Source organism: Micromonospora sp. RB23 (assembly GCF_053585025.1).
Window position 1 is genome coordinate 1230918 of the sequence record NZ_CM132111.1, and the last position, 18656, is coordinate 1249573.

14 protein-coding genes are annotated in these 18656 nt (G+C 73.1%); 9 read left to right on the forward strand and 5 right to left on the reverse strand.

Annotated elements, in window-relative coordinates; all coding sequences use genetic code 11:
- The first annotated feature begins 7 nt into the window (after positions 1-7).
- Entirely contained in the window at positions 8-901 is an 894-nt protein-coding gene (locus ACTFTM_RS05760; protein ID WP_449564812.1) for a DUF4328 domain-containing protein, read from the forward strand.
- A gap of 219 nt (positions 902-1120) precedes the next feature.
- Positions 1121-2341 carry a threonine ammonia-lyase gene (ilvA, locus tag ACTFTM_RS05765; RefSeq protein WP_449564813.1) on the forward strand — a complete coding sequence of 407 codons (1221 nt, stop codon included), beginning with the start codon at positions 1121-1123 and terminating at the stop codon, positions 2339-2341.
- Positions 2342-2391: 50 nt separating this feature from the next.
- Here the strand turns inward: ilvA and greA are convergent, their stop codons facing one another.
- Both greA and ACTFTM_RS05775 read right to left on the reverse strand, forming a co-directional pair.
- A complete protein-coding gene (gene greA / locus ACTFTM_RS05770) occupies positions 2392-2889 on the reverse strand; it encodes a transcription elongation factor GreA (protein ID WP_355048818.1) in 498 nt (165 codons plus the stop codon).
- A gap of 168 nt (positions 2890-3057) precedes the next feature.
- Positions 3058-3498 (reverse strand): DUF4307 domain-containing protein, encoded by a 441-nt coding sequence (locus ACTFTM_RS05775; RefSeq protein WP_449564814.1) that lies wholly within the window; start codon positions 3496-3498, stop codon positions 3058-3060.
- A 202-nt stretch (positions 3499-3700) separates the two neighbouring features.
- On the opposite strand from ACTFTM_RS05775, the gene mca reads away from it, so the two are divergent.
- From mca to purE, 6 genes are all read left to right on the forward strand, one after another.
- The gene (gene mca, locus ACTFTM_RS05780; RefSeq protein ID WP_449564815.1) at positions 3701-4582 is read left to right on the forward strand and encodes a mycothiol conjugate amidase Mca; all 882 of its coding nucleotides are present in this window, start codon (positions 3701-3703) and stop codon (positions 4580-4582) included.
- A 48-nt stretch (positions 4583-4630) separates the two neighbouring features.
- A complete protein-coding gene (locus ACTFTM_RS05785) occupies positions 4631-4924 on the forward strand; it encodes a hypothetical protein (protein WP_449564816.1) in 294 nt (97 codons plus the stop codon).
- A gap of 229 nt (positions 4925-5153) precedes the next feature.
- Positions 5154-7634 carry a putative bifunctional diguanylate cyclase/phosphodiesterase gene (locus tag ACTFTM_RS05790; protein WP_449566553.1) on the forward strand — a complete coding sequence of 827 codons (2481 nt, stop codon included), beginning with the start codon at positions 5154-5156 and terminating at the stop codon, positions 7632-7634.
- A 40-nt stretch (positions 7635-7674) separates the two neighbouring features.
- Positions 7675-9711, forward strand: a complete 2037-nt coding sequence (locus ACTFTM_RS05795; RefSeq protein ID WP_449564817.1) for a thioredoxin domain-containing protein — start codon at positions 7675-7677, stop codon at positions 9709-9711.
- A 29-nt stretch (positions 9712-9740) separates the two neighbouring features.
- Positions 9741-10916 (forward strand): 5-(carboxyamino)imidazole ribonucleotide synthase, encoded by a 1176-nt coding sequence (locus ACTFTM_RS05800; RefSeq protein WP_449564818.1) that lies wholly within the window; start codon positions 9741-9743, stop codon positions 10914-10916.
- A 31-nt stretch (positions 10917-10947) separates the two neighbouring features.
- Positions 10948-11457 carry a 5-(carboxyamino)imidazole ribonucleotide mutase gene (gene purE / locus ACTFTM_RS05805; protein WP_449564819.1) on the forward strand — a complete coding sequence of 170 codons (510 nt, stop codon included), beginning with the start codon at positions 10948-10950 and terminating at the stop codon, positions 11455-11457.
- 64 nt (positions 11458-11521) lie between these two features.
- Here purE and ACTFTM_RS05810 read toward each other — a convergent pair whose 3' ends face one another.
- Together ACTFTM_RS05810 and ACTFTM_RS05815 are read right to left on the reverse strand one after the other, a co-directional pair.
- Complete coding sequence (locus tag ACTFTM_RS05810) at positions 11522-11845, reverse strand: nuclear transport factor 2 family protein (RefSeq protein WP_449564820.1); 324 nt, start codon at positions 11843-11845, stop codon at positions 11522-11524.
- Between the two features lie 128 nt (positions 11846-11973).
- Positions 11974-12804, reverse strand: a complete 831-nt coding sequence (locus ACTFTM_RS05815) for an SDR family NAD(P)-dependent oxidoreductase (protein ID WP_449564821.1) — start codon at positions 12802-12804, stop codon at positions 11974-11976.
- A 58-nt stretch (positions 12805-12862) separates the two neighbouring features.
- On the opposite strand from ACTFTM_RS05815, the gene ACTFTM_RS05820 reads away from it, so the two are divergent.
- Positions 12863-13519 (forward strand): TetR/AcrR family transcriptional regulator, encoded by a 657-nt coding sequence (locus ACTFTM_RS05820; protein ID WP_449564822.1) that lies wholly within the window; start codon positions 12863-12865, stop codon positions 13517-13519.
- A 191-nt stretch (positions 13520-13710) separates the two neighbouring features.
- Here the strand turns inward: ACTFTM_RS05820 and ACTFTM_RS05825 are convergent, their stop codons facing one another.
- A complete protein-coding gene (locus tag ACTFTM_RS05825; protein ID WP_449564823.1) occupies positions 13711-18612 on the reverse strand; it encodes an SCO7613 C-terminal domain-containing membrane protein in 4902 nt (1633 codons plus the stop codon).
- Positions 18613-18656: the final 44 nt, after the last annotated feature.

The window sequence follows — 18656 nt, forward strand, 5'->3', positions numbered from 1 at the left end:
GACACCAATGCGTTGCCAGACCTGCGGGGACGCCACGTCCTCCGAGCACAACGAATGCCCGCGCTGCTACACCCCGCTCGGTCAGCCGGCGGTCACGCCGGGGCTGGCGACCTACCGCGTACGGGGGATCGGGCTGGCGGCCAGCGTCGCCGTCGGCGCGACCGCGGTGCTGTACCTGGTGGTGGCGCTGTCCCCGCTCATCGGGATGATGCTGGCCCGGCGGGCCATGGCCGACGACGACGCGGACCTGCTCCTCGGGCCCGTGATCATCAACGTCGTGGCGGCGCTGGCCATGGCCGTGGTCTACCTCACCGCCGCCGTACTGGTGATCATCTGGACGTGGCGGGCGCGTAAGAACACCGACGCCTTTCCCGGTGCGCTGCCCACACTGGGCGCGGGCTGGGCGATCGCCGGCTGGCTGGTGCCGTTCGCGAACTTCGTGGTGCCGGCCCGGGTCGTCGCGGGCGTGGCCCGGGACAGCCTCTGGCGGCGGTTCACGCCCACCCTGGTGAGCGTCTGGTGGTGCTCCTGGCTGGTGTTCAGCATCGGTGAGCGACTGAGCAGCCGCGCCGAGGACAGGGCGTACGCGAGGTTGCCGGAGACCCCGTTCAACGACGCCGGCTACCAGGCGTACGTCGACCACTACCGGGACTCGCTGCTCCGCAACACCCTGCCGGCGCTGGGCTGCGCGATCGCCGCGGTGACGCTGATCCTGCTGATCCACCGGATCTCCGCCGCCCAGGAGGCCCGGATCGCCCGCGCCGCCCCGGTCTGGCCGACCGCCCCGGTCTGGCCAGCACAGGCATGGCCGCCCGCCCCGCCGGCCGTGCCCGTCCCGCCGGCCGTGCCCGCCCCGCCGGCCCCGGCTTCGGCGGCCGCGGGGGACGCGCCCGCGTTGTGATCCGCACCAGGTCGCCGAGGTGGCGCTATCGGCGTGACCTGATACCCCGATATCGGCGACCTGGAGTGGATCAAGGCAGCCGGCAGGCGGTTCTGCGACCCGCAGGTCCGCCACCCGGGGCGGGCGGCCGCGACGACCGGGCCATCGTCGCGTGGCGCGTGCGTCGCCCACCCCGGTGTCGCCGACGGAGCAGCCAAGGTCGGGTGGCACGATCGGGGCATGACGGAACTGGTCGGGCTCGACGACGTACGGGCTGCGCGGAAACTGCTCGCCGACGTCGTCCGGACCACCCCGCTGGAGCCCTCCCGGCCGCTGAGCGCGGCGCTGGGCGGGCCGACGTGGCTCAAGTGCGAGAACGTACAGCGCGCCGGCTCGTACAAGGTGCGTGGCGCGTACGTGCGGATCTCCCGGCTGTCGGCGGCGGAGCGCGAGCGTGGCGTGGTCGCGGCGAGCGCCGGTAACCACGCCCAGGGCGTGGCGCTCGCCGCCGGGCTGGTCGGCACGCACGCGACGGTCTTCATGCCGGTCAACGCGCCGCTGCCGAAGGTCGCGGCCACCAAGGGGTACGGCGCGCAGGTCGAGCTGGCCGGTAACACGGTCGACGAGTCGCTGGTGGCCGCGCAGACGTACGCCGAGCGGACCGGCGCGGTGCTCATCCACCCGTTCGACCACCGGGACGTGATCGCCGGGCAGGGCACGGTCGCCCTGGAGATCCTCGACCAGTGCCCCGACGTGCGGACGATCATCACGGGGGTGGGCGGCGGCGGCCTGATCTCGGGCATGGCGGTGGCCGCCAAGGCGCTCCGCCCGGACGTACGCATCATCGGCGTGCAGGCGGCGGGCGCGGCGGCCTTCCCGCCCTCGCTGGTGGCCGGGGAACCGGTTCGGCTGCCGGCGTTCGCCACCATCGCGGACGGCATCGCGGTCGGACGACCGGGGGAGATCACCTTCAACCATGTCCGCAAGCTCGTCGACGAGATCGTCACGGTCTCCGAGGAGGACATCTCCCGGGCCCTGCTGATGCTGTTGGAGCGCGGCAAGCAGGTCGTCGAACCGGCCGGGGCGGTCGGCGTGGCCGCGCTCCTGGCCGGCGTGGTGGAGGTGGAGACGCCCGTGGTCGCGGTGCTCTCCGGCGGCAACATCGATCCCCTGCTGATGCTGCGGGTGATCGAGCACGGTCTCGCCGCCGCCGGCCGCTACCTGCGGGTGACCGTCCGCTGCTCGGACCGGCCCGGGCAGCTCGCGTCACTGCTGAGTCAGATCGCCGAGCACCGGGCCAACGTGGTGGACGTGGAACACCAGCGGGCCAACCCGCACCTCGGCCTCGGCGAGGTGGAGGTGGCGCTGTCGGTGGAAACCCGTGGTGTGGAGCATTCCGACACGCTGATCAGCGCGCTGCGGGCCAGTGGCTACCAGGTGGTGTTCGCCGCCGAGGCGTGACAGGAGGTGTCACGCCTCGGCGGCGTCACGGCGTGGGCGTTACGCGGTGCTCAGCCGGAGAACGGCTCGAAGCTGACCACTGTCACCTTGATGTCGGCACCGCTCGGCGCCGTGTAGGTGCAGGTCTGCCCGGCACGACCACCCAGGATCGCCTTGCCCAGGGCGGACTCGGGGCTGTAGACGGTCAGGTCGGTCGTGGCGGCGATCTCCCGCGAGCCGAGCAGGAAGGTCTCGGTGTCGTCGGTGTCGTCGTCGAAGTAGATCGTCACCACCATGCCGGGCGACACCGCGTCGGCTGTCGGCGCCGCGCCGACCTTGGCGGTGCGCAGCAGCTCCTGCAGGTAACGGATGCGGCCCTCGGCCTTGCCCTGCTCCTCGCGGGCGGCGTGGTAGCCGCCGTTCTCGCGCAGATCGCCCTCTTCGCGGCGAGCGTTGATCTCGGCCGCGATCGCCGGACGGTTGGCGATGTGCTCGTCGAGCTCGGCCTGGAGGCGGTCGTACGCGTCCTGGGACAGCCAGGTGGCGGGCGCCTCGTTGCCAGTGGACACAGGCGTTCTCCTCGGTTGTGCGTGGCTGGCTGACAGGTGAACTACCAAGTTACCAGTGCGGTACGACACAGCGTGTCGACGATCACCGGCGGTGTCCGTATCCGACACCCGCGGTCGATGCCGGGCGACGGTCGTCCAGCCGCCCTTACCGGGTGGCGTCCGGGCAGCTCAGGCCGGCGCGCGGCAGCGCAGCACCTCGCCGATGAACGGTCGGGCGCTGGTGCTGAGGCGGTGCCGGGCGCTGACGTGCCGCTCACCCGCTGCGGCGGTCACCGTGACCTCGTCGCGGGCCACCTCGACCCCGGCGCGGTCGCGGGCGCGCAGGACGCAGACGGCTGTTCCGCCCTCCGGCACGCGTACGCGGAAGTCGACCACCACCTGGTTGTCCGTGATGTCGGTGTACGTGATCACCTGGGCGTCGTAGACCGGGTCACCGTACTGGCGGTAGAGCCGCAGCGAGATCAGGCTCAGGCCCACCACCAGCACCAGGAGCACCAGGGCGGCCAGCAGCGTACGACGCCGGCCTCCGCCGGGCGCCCGGCGTCGGCCGTAGCGCCCGGCCGGAAAAACCGGCGCGCCCGGTGAAATTGTGGCGTGCGTCTCGGTCACCGGCGGGTATCTCCTGGCGTTGTTGTCGGCGGCATCGGCAAGAATGGCAGGAGTCCATCCTCCCAGCCCGGCCGAACGCCAGGAATGGCAGGTCGGGTCCCGCAGGTGCCGACCGGCGGCGGGGCGAGGAGGGTTCCTGGCAGGTCAGCCGGTCGAGCCCGGTCGGGTCCACCGGCCGGCACCAGACGAGGAGCGCCGAAAGTTGGCAGAGCAGCTGCGTCTCATGGCCGTCCACGCGCACCCGGACGACGAGTCGAGCAAGGGTGCGGCGACCATGGCGAAGTACGTCGCCCAGGGGGTCGACGTACTGGTGGTGACGTGCACGGGCGGTGAGCGCGGCAGCGTGCTCAACCCCAAGCTCGACCGGCCCGACGTCTGGGCCAACATCGGGGACATCCGGCGCGCCGAGATGGACGCCGCGCGGGCGATCCTCGGCGTCGACCAGGCATGGCTCGGGTTCGTCGACAGCGGCCTGCCCGAGGGCGACCCGCTGCCGCCGCTCCCCGAGGGCTGCTTCGCCCTCCAGGACGTCGAGGTGGCCGCCGGCCCCCTGGTCCGGCTGATGCGGGAGTTCCGTCCGCACGTGGTGACCACGTACGACGAGGAGGGTGGCTACCCCCACCCCGACCACATCATGTGCCACAAGGTGAGTGTGGCCGCCTTCGAGGCCGCCGGTGATCCGGAGCGTTACCCCGAGCTGGGCGCGCCCTGGCAGCCGCTGAAGCTCTACTACGACATCGGCTTCTCCAAGGCCAAGATCATGGCTCTGCACGAGGCGATGCTCGCCACGGGCGCCGAGTCGCCGTACGAGGACTGGCTCAAGCGCTGGGACGAGCGCCCGGACAAGGGCCCGCGGATCACCACCCGGGTCGACTGCGCCGAATACTTCCCCGTGCGGGACGACGCGCTGCGCGCCCACGCCACCCAGGTCGACCCGGACGGCTTCTGGTTCCACGTGCCCATGGAGATGCAGCAGCGGGCCTGGCCGACGGAGGACTTCGAGCTGGTGCGCAGCATGGTGGAGAGCCCGCTGCCCGAGTCCGACCTCTTCGCCGGGGTGCGGGAGACGGCGCACGCGCGCTGATTCCGGCCGGGTCTACCCTGGTAGGCAATCGCACATCGGAGGACGACCATGCTGACCGCTGCCCAGGTGCTCGCGGAGAACAACTTCGGGGACACCCGCACGGGTGGTCTGGCCGGCCCGATGGGCCTTCTCCTCATCCTGCTGCTGGCCACCGCCACCATCCTGCTGATCCGCAACATGAACGCCCGCCTGCGGCGCCTGCCCGACCGGTTCCCGCAGCCGGGGCGGGCGGTCGATTCGACCAGGGGCGACGCTTCAGTCGTCGATCCGACAGACGGGACCGCCGCGCATGATTCATCCGCGCACGCTCCCAATGGGCACCAGCAGCAGCGGAACGGGTAGTCCGCGCGTGATTCACGCCGAACCGGGTGGTGGACCCCTGTTGCGACCACCCGGTTTGGCTTAGCCTTCCGCCGGGGGACCAAAAGTCCCCGAGACGTGCGCGGGAGGGGGCGCCGATGACCAGCACAGCACCGGCTGCCCGTCGTACCGCCGTTCGGACGGCTGACGGGGGAGGTCGATGACCTCCGGTCCGGCCGGCGACCCGTTCGACCGGCCCGGAGTGCACGGTATGCCGGTCCGGCTGCGTGTGCTGACGGCCGCGGTGACGGTGACCGCGCTGGTCGCCGCCGTGGTCGGGTTGACGCTTCCGTCCGGGCTGCCGGCTGACGACCCGCTCGGTGGTCCGGCCCGCTTCGGCATCGCGGTCGGTGTCCTGGCCCTCGCCCAACTCGCCCGGCTCCGGTTTCGCAGCGCCGCCGGCATGGTCAGCATCACCTGGGGTGAGGCGGCCCTGATCGTCTGCCTCTATCTCGCCCCGGCCGGCTGGCTGCCGTCGGCCACCCTGATCGGCGCCGGGCTGGCCTGGACGGGTCTGTCCCTGCACAGCGACCGCCGCCCGCCGCTGGAGATCGTCCGGATCGCCGCGTCCCTGGCTGCCGCGTCGGCGCTGGCCGTGTCCGTGACCACCGCGCTGGGGCACCCCCTGCTCACCCCTCCGAACCCGGTGCTGGCGCTGGCCGTGATCGCCGGGTCGGTGACGTACCTGATGGTGACGGGTTGGCTCGGTGCGGTGAGCCTGAGCCTGCGGCACGGGCTCCCGATCGGGCCGCCGCTGCTGGCCGCGCTGCGCGGCAAGCTGCTGATGTTCGTCGGCAACGTGGCGGTCGGCCTGGTCGTGATCGCGCTGCTGGAGCTGGACCCGCGCTGGTTGCTGCTGCTCCCGCCGCTGCTCTGGCTCCTGCAACAGACCTACCGTTACCGACTGCGGGCGGACCAGGAACGTCGGACGTGGCGTGCCTTCGCCGAGGCCACCGCGGCTCTCAACCAGCTCGACGAGCGGGGCGTCGCCAGCGCGGCGGTGACCGGCGCGTTGGCGCTGTTCAACGCCGAGCTGGTCGACGTCGAGGTGGCCCGGCCCGACGGCAGATGGCGGCGCTACCGGGGGGACGCCGGGGGCCAGCTGCTCGATCGGGAGATCAGCCCGCCCGACAGGTCGGAGCCCGACGAGTACGAGCTGGTGCGTCCCCTGTCGGTCGGTGCCGCGCCGGTCGGTCAGCTCAGGGTCCGGTTCCCCCGCTCCGCCCCTCCCGCGACCCGGGAACGGGACGCGGTCGCCGCGTTCGGCGACGCGCTCGCCGCCGCCCTGCACGACGCCGCCACGCACCGCGAGCTGCGGCTGGTCACCGCCCGATCGTCGTACGAGGCGGTGCACGACCCGCTCACCGGGCTGGCGAACCGCACGGCGATGCTCGGCAAGGGCGACCAGTCGCTGCGGCAGCTCGCACACGACCACCCGGTGGCACTGCTGCTGTTGGACATCAACCAGTTCAAAGAGGTCAACGACACCCTCGGGCACGCGGCCGGCGACCAGTTGCTGCGGCTGACCGCCAACCGGCTCAGCGCCTTGGCCCGCCCGGGTGACCTGCTCGGCCGGCTCGGCGGCGACGAGTTCGCGCTGCTCCTCACCTCGGTTCCCGTGCTGGGTGACCGGGCCGCGCCCATGGCACACGCGCTGCGGCAGGCCCGTGAGATCGCCGAGCGGCTGGCCGCGCCGACCGAGGTGGCCGGGGTGCGGATGTCCATCGAGGTCTCCGTCGGCGTGGTCGTCGCCGACGCCGGCACCGCCGACCTGACCGAGCTGCTGCGCCGCGCGGACATCGCCATGTACCAGGCCAAGGAGGGCGGCGGCAGCGTCGCCGCGTACGACAGCACCCGGGACGCGGCCAGCACCGACCAGCTCGCCCTGCTCGCCGAACTGCGTGAGGCGCTGAAGGTCGACGACCAGTTGGTGCTGGCGTTGCAGCCGGCTGTCGACCTGGCGACCGGCGCGCCCACCGGGGTGGAGGCGCTGATCCGCTGGCAGCACCCCCGGCGGGGCTGGCTGAGCCCGGCCGACTTCATCCGCCCGGTGGAGAACAGCGAACAGCTCGGCACGTTCACCCGTTACGTGCTCGACAAGGCGCTCGGCGTGGCCGCGAGTTGGGCCCGCGAAGGGCTGGACGTGCCGATCTCGGTCAACCTGTCCGCGCGTAGCCTGCTCGACCCTCGCCTGCCGGCGGAGATCGGCGACGCGCTGCGCCGACACCAGGTGCCACCCCACCGGCTGGTCCTGGAGATCACCGAGACGGTGGTGATGAGCGAGCTGGAGGTCATCGACGAGGTGCTCGCCAACCTCCGGTCGATGGGCGTGCAGCTCGCGGTGGACGACTTCGGCACCGGCTTCTCGTCGTTGACCTTCCTGACCCGGATCGCCGTGGACGAGTTGAAGGTCGACCGCTCCTTCGTGATCCGGATGGCCGACTCGCCCGAGGCCGCGGCGATCGTCCGGACCACCGTCGGGCTCGCCCACGAGTTGGGGCTGCGGGTGGTCGCGGAGGGCGTGGAGACGGCCGAACAGCGGCTGGCCCTGGCCGAGCTGGGCTGCACGTCCGCGCAGGGCTACCACTTCTTCAAGCCCATGCCGGCCGACAAGATCGGTGCGGTGCTGGGCACGTTGCGCGACTCGGCCGAGTCGAACGTCTTCCGCCTGCGCGCCGACGGCGCCTCCTGACCGCCCGGCGCGCCCCGGCGCGGGTGGTTATGGTCGTCGGGTGAATCGACTCGCCGACGCGACTTCCCCGTACCTGCTCCAGCACGCCGACAACCCGGTCGACTGGTGGCCCTGGTGCGACGAGGCGTTCGCCGAGGCGAAACGACGTGACGTACCGGTGCTCATCTCGGTCGGCTACGCGGCCTGCCACTGGTGTCACGTCATGGCGCACGAGTCGTTCGAGAACGAGCAGGTCGGCACGCTGCTGAACGACAACTTCGTGTCGATCAAGGTGGACCGCGAGGAGCGCCCCGACGTCGACGCCGTCTACATGACCGCCACCCAGGCGATGACCGGTCAGGGCGGCTGGCCGATGACGGTCTTCGCCACCCCGGACGGCACCCCGTTTTTCTGCGGCACCTACTTCCCGCGCGCCAACTTCACCCGCCTGCTCCAGTCGGTCACCACCGCCTGGCGGGACCAGCGGGACGAGGTGCTGCGCCAGGGCGCCGCCGTGGTGGAGGCGATCGGTGGCGCACAGGCCGTGGGCGGCCCCACCGCGCCGCTGGACAGCCCACTGCTCGACGCCGCGGCCGGCAACCTGGCCGGTGAGTACGACGAGACGAACGGCGGGTTCGGGGGCGCCCCGAAGTTCCCGCCGCACATGAACCTGCTCTTCCTGCTGCGCCACCACCAGCGCACCGGCGACCCGCGCAGCCTGGAGATCGTGCGGCACACCGCCGAGGCGATGGCGCGAGGCGGCATCTACGACCAGCTCGCCGGCGGTTTCGCCAGGTACTCGGTGGACGCGCACTGGACGGTGCCGCACTTCGAGAAGATGCTCTACGACAACGCGCTGCTGCTGCGCGTCTACACGCAGCTCTGGCGGCTGACCGGCGACCCGCTGGCCCGTCGGGTCGCCCGGGACACCGCCCGGTTCCTCGCCGACGAGCTGCACCGGCCGGGTGAGGGGTTCGCGTCCGCGCTGGACGCCGACACCAACGGCGTCGAGGGGCTCACCTACGCCTGGACCCCCGCGCAGCTCGTCGAGGCGCTCGGCGACGAGGACGGCCGGTGGGCCGCCGACCTGTTCGCCGTCACCGAGGACGGCACCTTTGAACACGGCACGAGCGTGCTCAGGCTCGCGCGGGACGTCGACGACGCCGCGCCCGAGGTCCGTACCCGCTGGCAGCGGGTTGTCGGGCAACTGCTCGCGGCCCGCGACGCCCGGCCCCAGCCGGCCCGCGACGACAAGGTGGTGGCCGCCTGGAACGGCCTGGCGATCACCGCGATCGTCGAATTCCTCCAGGTCGCCGCGCTGTCCCTGGAGAAGCGGGACGAGGGCGCCAACCTGCTGGAGGGCATCACCATCGTCGTCGACGGCGCGATGCGGGACGCCGCCGAGCACCTGGCCAGCGTGCACGTCGTCGACGGCCGGCTGCGGCGCGTCTCGCGTGACGGCAGGGTCGGTGAGCCGGCCGGGGTGCTGGAGGACTACGGGTGTGTGGCCGAGGCGTTCTGCGCCCTGCACCAGCTCACCGGGGAGGGACGCTGGCTGACCCTGGCCGGTGAGCTGCTGGACACCGCTCTGGAGCGCTTCGCCGCGCCCGGCGGCGCCTACTACGACACGGCCGACGACGCGGAGCAGTTGGTCGCCCGGCCCGCCGATCCGACCGACAACGCCACCCCGTCGGGGCGGTCGGCGCTGGTCGCCGGGCTGGTGGCGTACTCCGCGCTGACCGGCGAGACCCGCTACCGCGAGGCTGCCGAGGCCGCGCTCGCCACCGTGGCGCCGATCGTCGGGCGGCACGCCCGCTTCGCCGGGTACGCCGCCACGGTCGGCGAGGCACTGCTGTCCGGGCCGTACGAGATCGCGGTGGCGACCGACGACCCGGCCGGCGACCCGCTGGTGGCCGCCGCCCGACGGCACGCCCCGCCCGGAGCCGTGGTGGTCGCCGGCCTCCCGGACCAGCCCGGCGTGCCGTTGCTCGCCGACCGGCCGTTGGTCGACGGCCGGTCCGCCGCGTACGTCTGCCGGGGTTTCGTCTGCCAGCGGCCGGTCACCTCCGTCGATGAGTTGATCGCCGAGCTGGGGTGAGTCGGGGCATTCGGTAGGCTGGCCGCGCTATGGATTCCCGTACCGGTCTGCCTGTTGTCGGCATGGTGGGTGGCGGCCAGTTGGCCCGGATGACCCACCAGGCCGCGATCGCCCTCGGCCAGTCACTGCGTGTGCTCGCGAGCGCCCCGGACGACGGCGCGGCCCTGGTCGCCGCCGACGTCCAGTACGGCGACCACACCGACCTGGCCGCCCTGCGCACCTTCGCCAAGGGCTGTGACGTGGTCACCTTCGACCACGAGCACGTGCCCAACGAGCACATCCGCACGCTGACGGCCGAAGGGGTGACCCTGTACCCGCCGGCGGACGCCCTGCTGCACGCCCAGGACAAGCAGGTCATGCGGGAACGCCTCAGCGAGCTGGGCGCGCCCAACCCGGCGTGGCGGCCGGTCGGTGACCCCGCCGACCTGGTCGACTTCGGTGAACAGGTCGGCTGGCCGGTGGTCCTCAAGGCGGCCCGGGGCGGCTACGACGGTCGGGGTGTCTGGATGGTGGACGACGCCTCCCAGGCCGCCGAGCTGGCCGCGACGCTGCTCGCCGGCGGCACCCGGCTGATCGTCGAGGAGCGGGTGCCGCTGCGCCGCGAACTCGCCGTGCAGGTGGCCCGCTCCCCGTTCGGCCAGGTGGCCGCGTACCCGGTGGTCGAGACGGTCCAGCGCGACGGCATCAACGTCGAGGTGCTGGCACCGGCGCCCGGCCTGGACGAGGAACTGGCGGTCTCCGCCCAGCAGCTCGCCATCGACCTGGCCACCGCGCTCGGTGTGGTCGGGCTGCTCGCCGTGGAGCTCTTCGAGGTGCGCGACGACGCCGGTCGGCCGGCGATCGTGGTCAACGAGTTGGCGATGCGTCCGCACAACTCGGGGCACTGGACCATCGAGGGTGCCCGCACCTCCCAGTTCGAGCAGCACGTGCGGGCGGTGCTGGACTACCCGATGGGTGACACCGCGCTGACCGCGCCGGTCGTCGTGTCGGCGAACGTGCTGGGTGGCGAGCCGGGCGGGATCTCGATCGACGAGCGGCTGCACCACCTCTTCGCCGCCGAGCCGGGCGCCAAGGTGCACCTCTACGGCAAGCAGGTACGCCCCGGCCGCAAGATCGGGCACGTCACGGTGCTCGGCGACGACCTGGACGACGTACGGGCGCGGGCGGCGCGGGCCGCACGCTGGCTCCAGGCGGGGCACGAGTGACCCCGGTGGCGGCGAACCAAGGAGGACTCCGGTGACCACGGTCGGTTTGATCATGGGCAGCGACTCGGACTGGCCGACCATGCGCGCTGCCGCCGAGGTGCTCGACGACTTCGAGGTGTCGTACGAGGTGCGGGTCATCTCGGCACACCGGACCCCGGTCGCGATGATCGATTACGGTCGCGACGCCGTCGACCGCGGGCTCAAGGTGATCATCGCCGGTGCCGGTGGCGCCGCCGCGCTGCCGGGCATGGTCGCCTCGGTGACTCCGTTGCCGGTGATCGGCGTGCCGGTACCGCTGAAGCACCTTGACGGTATGGACTCGCTGCTGTCCATCGTGCAGATGCCGGCGGGGATTCCGGTGGCCACCGTGTCGATCGGCAACGCGCGCAACGCCGGCCTGCTGGCCGTACGGATCCTCGGCGCGTCCGACGAGACGCTGCGGACCCGCATGGCCACCTACCAGCAGGACCTGGAGCAGCTCATCAAGACCAAGGACGCGGCCCTCCAGTCCACCCTGCCCCAGGGCGTGTCGGCGTCGTAGCCATCGGTTGATCACCGCGTTTCCGGGCCGGGGAAGCACTCATGCCGCCCCGGCCGGTGGTGGATCAGGCTGGGTCGATCGCGAGGCTGGTGACCTGGTCGTTCTTGACGCCGAACACGAATGCGAAGGGCAGCGGCCCGCCGGGGAAGTCGCCGTCCGCGGAGGCCACCAGCCGATCGTCCGCGAACGAGGTCGGCGTGAGCACGACCCTGGGGTCGATCAGGTGCCCCTGGATCCACTCGCGGATCTCGGCCTCGCCGGCCCAGGTCTTCCCGTCGTCGCGCACGGCGGCTCCGTCGCCGAATACCGCGACCAGTTCATCCGCGTCGTGCGCGTTGGTGGCCGCGACGAAGTTGTCGATGGCCTTGGGCAGGGTGATGTCGTTCATGTCTGCTCTCCGGTTTCTTCGAGTGCCCGGACACGGGCGCGTGGTGGTGAATCTCGGCAGGGGTGATGAGTCCGTCCGCGACGGCGCGTGGGCCGCAGCCTGGCGATCAGTTCGAGGTGCTGGCCGGCTCAGAAGTCCGCACTGCGGGAAAGCTTCTCGTTCGCGCGCAGTTCCGCCAGTGCGTTCTCGTGCATTGCGACAACGGCGTCGTACCCGGAGTTGCCGAGCACGATTCGCTTCGGTGGAACGGGCGCGTTCATCGCGGTGATCACGGCCTGCACCCCACGGACAGGATCGCCGGCCTGGTTGCCGTCATGTGCCACGAACGCCGCCTTGACGCCCTCGACCATCGACACGTAGGCGTCGACGGTCTCGTTGACGGGCTCGTTCTGGAAGTAGGCGAAGGCCTTGGTGCGGAACGCACCCGGCTCGACGACGAGGACCCGCACACCGAACGGCTCGACTTCCTGGCGCAGTGTCTCCGACAGTCCTTCGAGCGCGAACTTCGCCGCCGCGTAGTAGCCGAACCCTTCCGCGCCGACGAGGCCCGCCACCGATGACATGTTCACGATCCAGCCGTCGCCGCGTGCCCGCATGCCTGGCAGGACCGCGCGCATCACCTCGACCACGGCGAACAGGTTGAGGTCGAACGTGCGGCGGACGATCTCGTCCGGGGCTCCCTCGACCGAGCCGTACCAGCCCCGACCCGCGTTGTTGACGAGCACGTCGATCCCGCCGAACCGCGCCTCTGCCGTCTTGACCGTCGCACGCACCTGGTTGGCATCAGTGACGTCGAGCGGGAGAACGAGCACACGGTCGCCGTACGGTTCGGCCCATTCCAGCAGCTCGGCGGGTCGACGGGCGGTAACCGCCACCCGATCGCCCTGTTCCAGCGCCGCCTCCGCGTAGACCAGGCCGAACCCTCCGGGCGTCCCACCCGTGATGAACCAAGTCCTCATGGACCTCTCCTCTCGCTATAGAACGCAATGTAGCGCTATGTAAGCTACTATAGCAAGCATGCAGAACGCACGAGATCGACTCCTGCTGGCCGCGGCGGAGTTGCTGCAGTCCGGCGGCACGATGTCCACGCGGGCGGTGTGCGAGCGCGCCGGCGTGCAGGCCCCGACGCTGTACCACCACTTCGGCAACAAGCAGGGCCTGATCGACGCCGTGGTGAACCACGGTTTCACCCAGTACACGGCGGTCGAGAGCTCCGGCGACCCGCTGGAGGACCTGCGTGAGGGCTGGGACAAGCACGTACGGTTCGGGCTGGAGCATCCGTCGTTCTACGGGCTGCTCTACGGGCGCGTCGAGCCGGGAAAGCCCTGCGCCGTGACCGCACCCGCGCACGCCGCGTTGCGCCAGCGGTTCACCGACACCGCGGCCCAGGGCCTGCTCAAGGTGCCGGTGGAGGACGCCGCCGAGCAGGTGCTCGCCGCCAACGTCGGCATCACGCTCACGTTAATCAGCCAGCCGGAGCCGGATTTCGGGCTGTCCCGACGGGTCCGCGAGGCCGCGCTGGCCGGCGTCCTGCGCGCGCCCTCCGCCGAGGCCCCCGCGACCCGTACGAGTGCCGCCCTGACGCTGCGTGCGCTGGTCGCCAACGACCCGGGCGACCTCACCCCCGGCGAACGCGCACTACTCGACGAGCTGCTGGACCGCCTGGCCCGCTAGGACCGGCGCCCAATGGGTCACCGCGATCTTGCACTTTCGGTGGTTTCTATGCGGCATTTGTCCAGCTACGCGGCGACAGAAAGTGCAAGATCGCCGAAAGCCCCGGCGGTCTCGGCACACCCACCGGTGACCGACCGACGGCTCGGCACACCCACCGTCCCTCCTCACCCACGCCGCAGGGACCCTCCGGTTCATCTCATGCCGCGTAGGGCGGTCTGGAGGCGTTCCTGGGCGCGGCGGCGGCGTTCGTTGCTGGCGCCGAGGACGAGCAGCAGGATGCCGACGGGGATCAGCGCCAGCCACGGCCCGAGGCTGACGAGCGCGTGGATCGCGGCGATTGCGGTGACCGACGCGCCGACGATCACCGGCGCCTGTTGCCGGCTGGACGATCCGAAGATCAGCACCGCCACCGCGCCGAGCAGCAGCAGCATCTGCCGCAGCGTGCTGGATTCGGTGGCGAGCACGATCGCCAGCGTCGGCAGGAACGCGGCGACCAGCGCCGGTCCGTACGCCACCCAGCTGCTCAGGTCCGGCCGGTGGCGCAGTTCCAGCACACCGACCAGCAGGGCCAGCGCGGCGAACGGCAGCGTGTACGCCTCGGGCAGCGCCACGTCGGCGACGCGCATCAGGATCCACCAGGCGGTGATCTCGCAGAACACCACAGCCCAGAAGAGGATCCGACGCTCCACGGGACGTCGACCGGGTCGGGTCGCCGCCACGCCGAGGACGGCGCCCCAGGCGGCCAGCAGGGCGGCGATGTGCCGTGGCGAGTCGAAGGCGAGCGCCAGCGCGATCAGGGCCGCCGCGTACCCGCTCCACTGCACGGTGGACGCCTCGCGCTGCGCCTCGGGGCGGCGCAGTTGGGGCAGGGTCGCCGCGAGCACCTGGAGGACCGCGCCGACGGCGAGTACCCCGAACGCGGACCAGACCGCGGCCAGCCCGGCGACCAGGCCGGCGGTGAGCACGAAGAGCTGGGCCATGATCGAGGCGAACAGCCAGCCGAGGATGCGGGCCCGCTGGGTGGTGCCGAACAGGGCCGCCACCGCCCCGACGCCGACCGCGCCGCCGAGGGTGAACAGGGTCAGTTGCCGTTCGGCCAGGCTGCCGGCCAGTCCGGCGCCACCGGCGGCCAGGCCGATGACGAACACCAGCACCCGGGCCAGCCGCAGCGAGCGGGCCGGCTCCACGAGCGGCGGCGGCGGGGTCAGGGCGAGACCGAGCATGGCGATGGTGAACACGGACAGCGCGGCGAGTGTGCTCGCCGGCCACCTGCTGCCCAACGCGATGGGCGCGATCAGCAGCGTCACGGCGGCTCCGGGTAGCACCACCGGTACGGCACGGGACCGCCGTCCGCCGCTGAAACCGGTGGCGGCCAGTGCGGCCGTCGCCGTGAGCAGCAGCGCGGTGAGCACGTGGGTCGGGTTGACCACGTCCGGCGGCGGGGTGAGCAGCTCCGGCGGTGGGCCCTGCCAGATCCGGCGCAACGTGCGCTGCGGCTCGACGAGGGCGAAGACCAGCGTGGGTGCGATCGACGCGACGGCCAGGGCGGTCGGCAGCGCGGCGGCCGCGAGAGCGCCGGCCGAAGGGCTGACCCGCCACCGTCGCCGATCCGGGTCGTCCGGTAGCCGGCGAAGCGCCCCGTCGAGCAGCACCGCCCAGCGGCGGACCGGCTGGGCGGCGGCGGTGGGCGGCACGGTCGCCGCGCGGACCAGTTCGGCGAGGACGCCGAGCAGCGCGGCGGCGGCCGCGTAGACCCCGACGGGAAGCCCGGTGGGGATGGCGGCGACCGCGCTGATGCTCGCGCCGCCGACCACGGCCACACTGACCCAGGGCAGGTACTGCGGCACGTGCCGGCGTACGGCGGCCACACCGGCCAGACCGAGGCTCGACGCGGCCAGCGCGGCGGTCAGCACCACCTGTGCCGAGTGCTGGAACTCGACGGCCAGTGCCGCCACCGCGCCGGGCAACGCCAGCAGCGCGGCACCCGCCGCCGCGCCACCGATCTGCGCCAGGTGCGGCGGCATGCCCTCGGTCTCCAGGTCGGTCACCTGGGGCCGGGCGAGGACGCGTGCCAGCGTGGCCACGACGATACCGATCAGCGCGATGCTGCCCAGCGCCAGCGCGGTGGTCCACGGGCGGACCAGCCCGGCGCCGGCCCCGTGCAGCGCGACCACCCCGGCCACGGTGGCTCGGGACAGCCCGGCGCGCGGCTCCTCGGTGGCCACCGCCGCCATTCCGAAGACGGTGGCGACCATCGCTCCGACCAGCACCGGTGACCACCAGGGCAGGTTGAACGCGGCCGGCGCTCCGATGGTGGCGAGCACCACGGCCACGCCGGACGCGTCCCAGCGCCAGGGCGGTGGCAGCAGGACGCCGGCGGCGACGGCCAGCAGCAGCAGCGCGATCGGCGCCTGCCAGGTCGAGCCGCCGGTCGGCGCCGCCGGCCAGTTGCTCAGGTCGCCGTTCCAGATCGGCCCCGGCGTGGCCAGCACGCCGACGCCACCGCGCAGCGCCGTCCAACCGGCGAGCACCCCGATGAGTAGGCCGCCGACGGCGATGCCGAGGATGGGGCCGCGTCGCCACTCCTCGGGCATGGCGCGGGCGGCCACGGCGACGACCAGGACCAGGCCGGCGGCCACGGCCAACTGCCCACCCGGGGCGAGAACCGCGGCGATCCGCACCATCGTGGCGATCAGTGCGGTGGTCACCGCCGCGGCGGCCAGGTCCGAGCCGTCCAGGGTGAGGTCGGAGCGGCGGCCGGCGTCGATCGAGGGGGCCAGGAAGAGCAGCACCGCGGCGATCAGCAGGAGCGCCCCGACCCAGGCGTCGGCGACGGTGGCGCCGGGCGCGCCGAAGGCGGCGGCGGTGACGACGAGCCCGCCCATTCCGGTGCCGACCGACAGGGGCACCGGGATGCGCCGCTGGGAGACCTGCACCATCGCCGCGTACCCGAGGGTCACACAGACGGCCAGGAAGCTCGCCGCGAGCACCGGGACGGTCGCCTCGCGCAGGCTGGCCGGGGTGGGGGTCTCGTCCACGGGCACGGTGGCGGCCACGAACGCGGCCACCGCGCCGGGCAGCGCGAAGGCCGCGCCCCCGGCGGCCCAGTCGGTGACCGTCTCGGCGGCGGCCGAGGCGATCCGGACCCGGGGCGCCAACGCGACCAGCGCGCCGGCCGCGAAGAGGGCGAGCAGGACCGCGGCCGTGAGCGCGGGCCGGGACAGGCCGGCGCCCGCGCCGAACAGGCCCACGACGGCGGCGCCGACCCCGTGGGCCAGGGCGGCCCGGGGGGTACGCGCGGAGAGGCCGAGAACTCCGATGCCGATCGCGGTGATCACCATCGGCCAGGGGGCGGCTGCCCAACCGAGGCCGAACGACGCCGGTACGGCGAGCGCCGTCAGCGCCGCGCCGGCGACCGCGAACTCGCGGCGGATCTCCGGTGGCAGGGCCAGCATCGCCGCGATGGTGAGCAGGAAGGCGGCGGCGGCGAGCTGCCACGTGGTCGGGCCGACGGAGGCGGCCAGCTCGGCGGCGTGCCGGTCGAGGTCGGCGTCCCAGGCGGGCAGTGCCGCCCGGACGGGGGCGACGCCCGCCCGCAGGGCTCCTCCGGCGACCACCAGTCCGCTGACGGTCAGCGCTACCGCCGAGGCGATCTGCGGGCCACGGCGGGCGGCCTCGGGGATCGCGCGTACCGCGAGGCCGGTCGCCGTGATCACCGCCGCGATCAGCAGCAACGCCTGGCCGGGCAGGGCCACGGAGGCGACCCGGCCGAACGCGCCGATCACGGCCAGGGTGACGATGCCGGCCGCCACGTCGGGCAGCGGGGGGCGGCGCAGCACCAGCGCGCCGGCCAGCCCGACGACGGCGGCCAGCAGGAGCACCAGTCCGGCACCGGTCGCCGTCGGCACGGCCTGCGCCCGCAGCAGCGCGGTGACCGCGTACGCCAGGGCGACCGCGACGGCCACCGCGTGCAGCGACCAGGTCAGCTCGCGCAGCCCGGGCACCGGGCGGGCGGGCCGCGTGTCGGCGGGGCCCGGGTCGGCGTCGAGCACCTCGCCGGCCTCCTCCGGGTCGCCCTCCGGCCGGGCCTCGGCGTCGCGTTCCCGGGGCGTCGTCGACGGCGGGGCCGGCTGGGACAGGTCCTGCCGGGCGGGGCGCTCCGCCACGATGGGCGAGCGGGCCAGCCAGAGGTCGAGCAGGGCCACCAGGGTCAGCACCAGCGCCCAGCCGGCCGGCCCGGTGATCCGGTCGTACGCGAGCAGCGGCAGGACCGGCTGCGCGGCCACCACGGTCGCGAAGCGGGGTGCGCGCAGACCTGTCCCGGCGGCGTACCCGACGGACACGGCGGCGGTCGCCGCGAAGATCAACCCGGCGAAGACGGCGCCCGACGTACCGCTGCCGATCCGGTCCACCGCCCACAGCGCGTAGCCGGCCAACGGCACGAGCAGCAGGCCCACCGCCGAGATCGTCTCCGCGGTGGAGGTGAGCCCGCGTCGGGCCAGCGCCGGCGGGGCCAGCAGCATCAGCGCCGTGGCGAGCAGCAGGACACCGAGGCGGGCCAGCGCGTCCATCGAGCTGGTCGCCACCGCGGCGAAGACGACCGCGGCCACGGCGAGCAGCAGCGCGCCCAGCCCGAGCGGGATGTTCTGCACCTCCCGGCTGGACGCCTCCGGCGGGTGTTCGGGGTCGTCGGCGTCCAGCCAGGACGCCCGGGGCGGGGGCGGCGGCGGGTCTTCCGGGACGGGCGGCGTGCCCTGGCGCGGAACCCGGGGCGGCGGCGCGCCGGTCGTGGTGGCCGTCGGCGGGCGGCGACCGGGACGGCGGCGCAGTACCCGGCGGGGCCGGGTGGCCTGCTTGATCCGCTCCTCACCGGCATGGGCGAGGATGTCCCGCTGAAAGAGCGCGGCCTGCATCTTCGCGGCGATCTGCCGCTGTTCGCGGGCGATGGCGGCGTCGCGCGCCTTCATCTCCGCTATCGAGCGCTCGATGTCCGCCAGGTGTTCCACCCACTGTGGCTGGTCGGCCCCGCAGTGCGGGCAGTGCACGGCCGGCTTGATCTCCCGGCCGCACGAGGAGCATTGAAAGGTCGCCACGACACCCCTCCACCCGCCGCACTGTGGACTTCCACTGTCGCAGC

Bases quoted from the DNA above. Each gene is read 5' to 3' on its own strand.
- ilvA (WP_449564813.1), top strand. From the start codon at position 1,121: ATGACGGAACTGGTCGGGCTCGACGACGTACGGGCTGCGCGGAAACTG.
- ACTFTM_RS05820 (WP_449564822.1), top strand. From the start codon at position 12,863: ATGCAGAACGCACGAGATCGACTCCTGCTGGCCGCGGCGGAGTTGCTG.
- ACTFTM_RS05800 (WP_449564818.1), top strand. From the start codon at position 9,741: ATGGATTCCCGTACCGGTCTGCCTGTTGTCGGCATGGTGGGTGGCGGC.
- ACTFTM_RS05760 (WP_449564812.1), top strand. From the start codon at position 8: ATGCGTTGCCAGACCTGCGGGGACGCCACGTCCTCCGAGCACAACGAA.
- ACTFTM_RS05785 (WP_449564816.1), top strand. From the start codon at position 4,631: ATGCTGACCGCTGCCCAGGTGCTCGCGGAGAACAACTTCGGGGACACC.
- ACTFTM_RS05810 (WP_449564820.1), bottom strand. From the start codon at position 11,845: ATGAACGACATCACCCTGCCCAAGGCCATCGACAACTTCGTCGCGGCC.
- ACTFTM_RS05790 (WP_449566553.1), top strand. From the start codon at position 5,154: ATGCCGGTCCGGCTGCGTGTGCTGACGGCCGCGGTGACGGTGACCGCG.
- ACTFTM_RS05815 (WP_449564821.1), bottom strand. From the start codon at position 12,804: ATGAGGACTTGGTTCATCACGGGTGGGACGCCCGGAGGGTTCGGCCTG.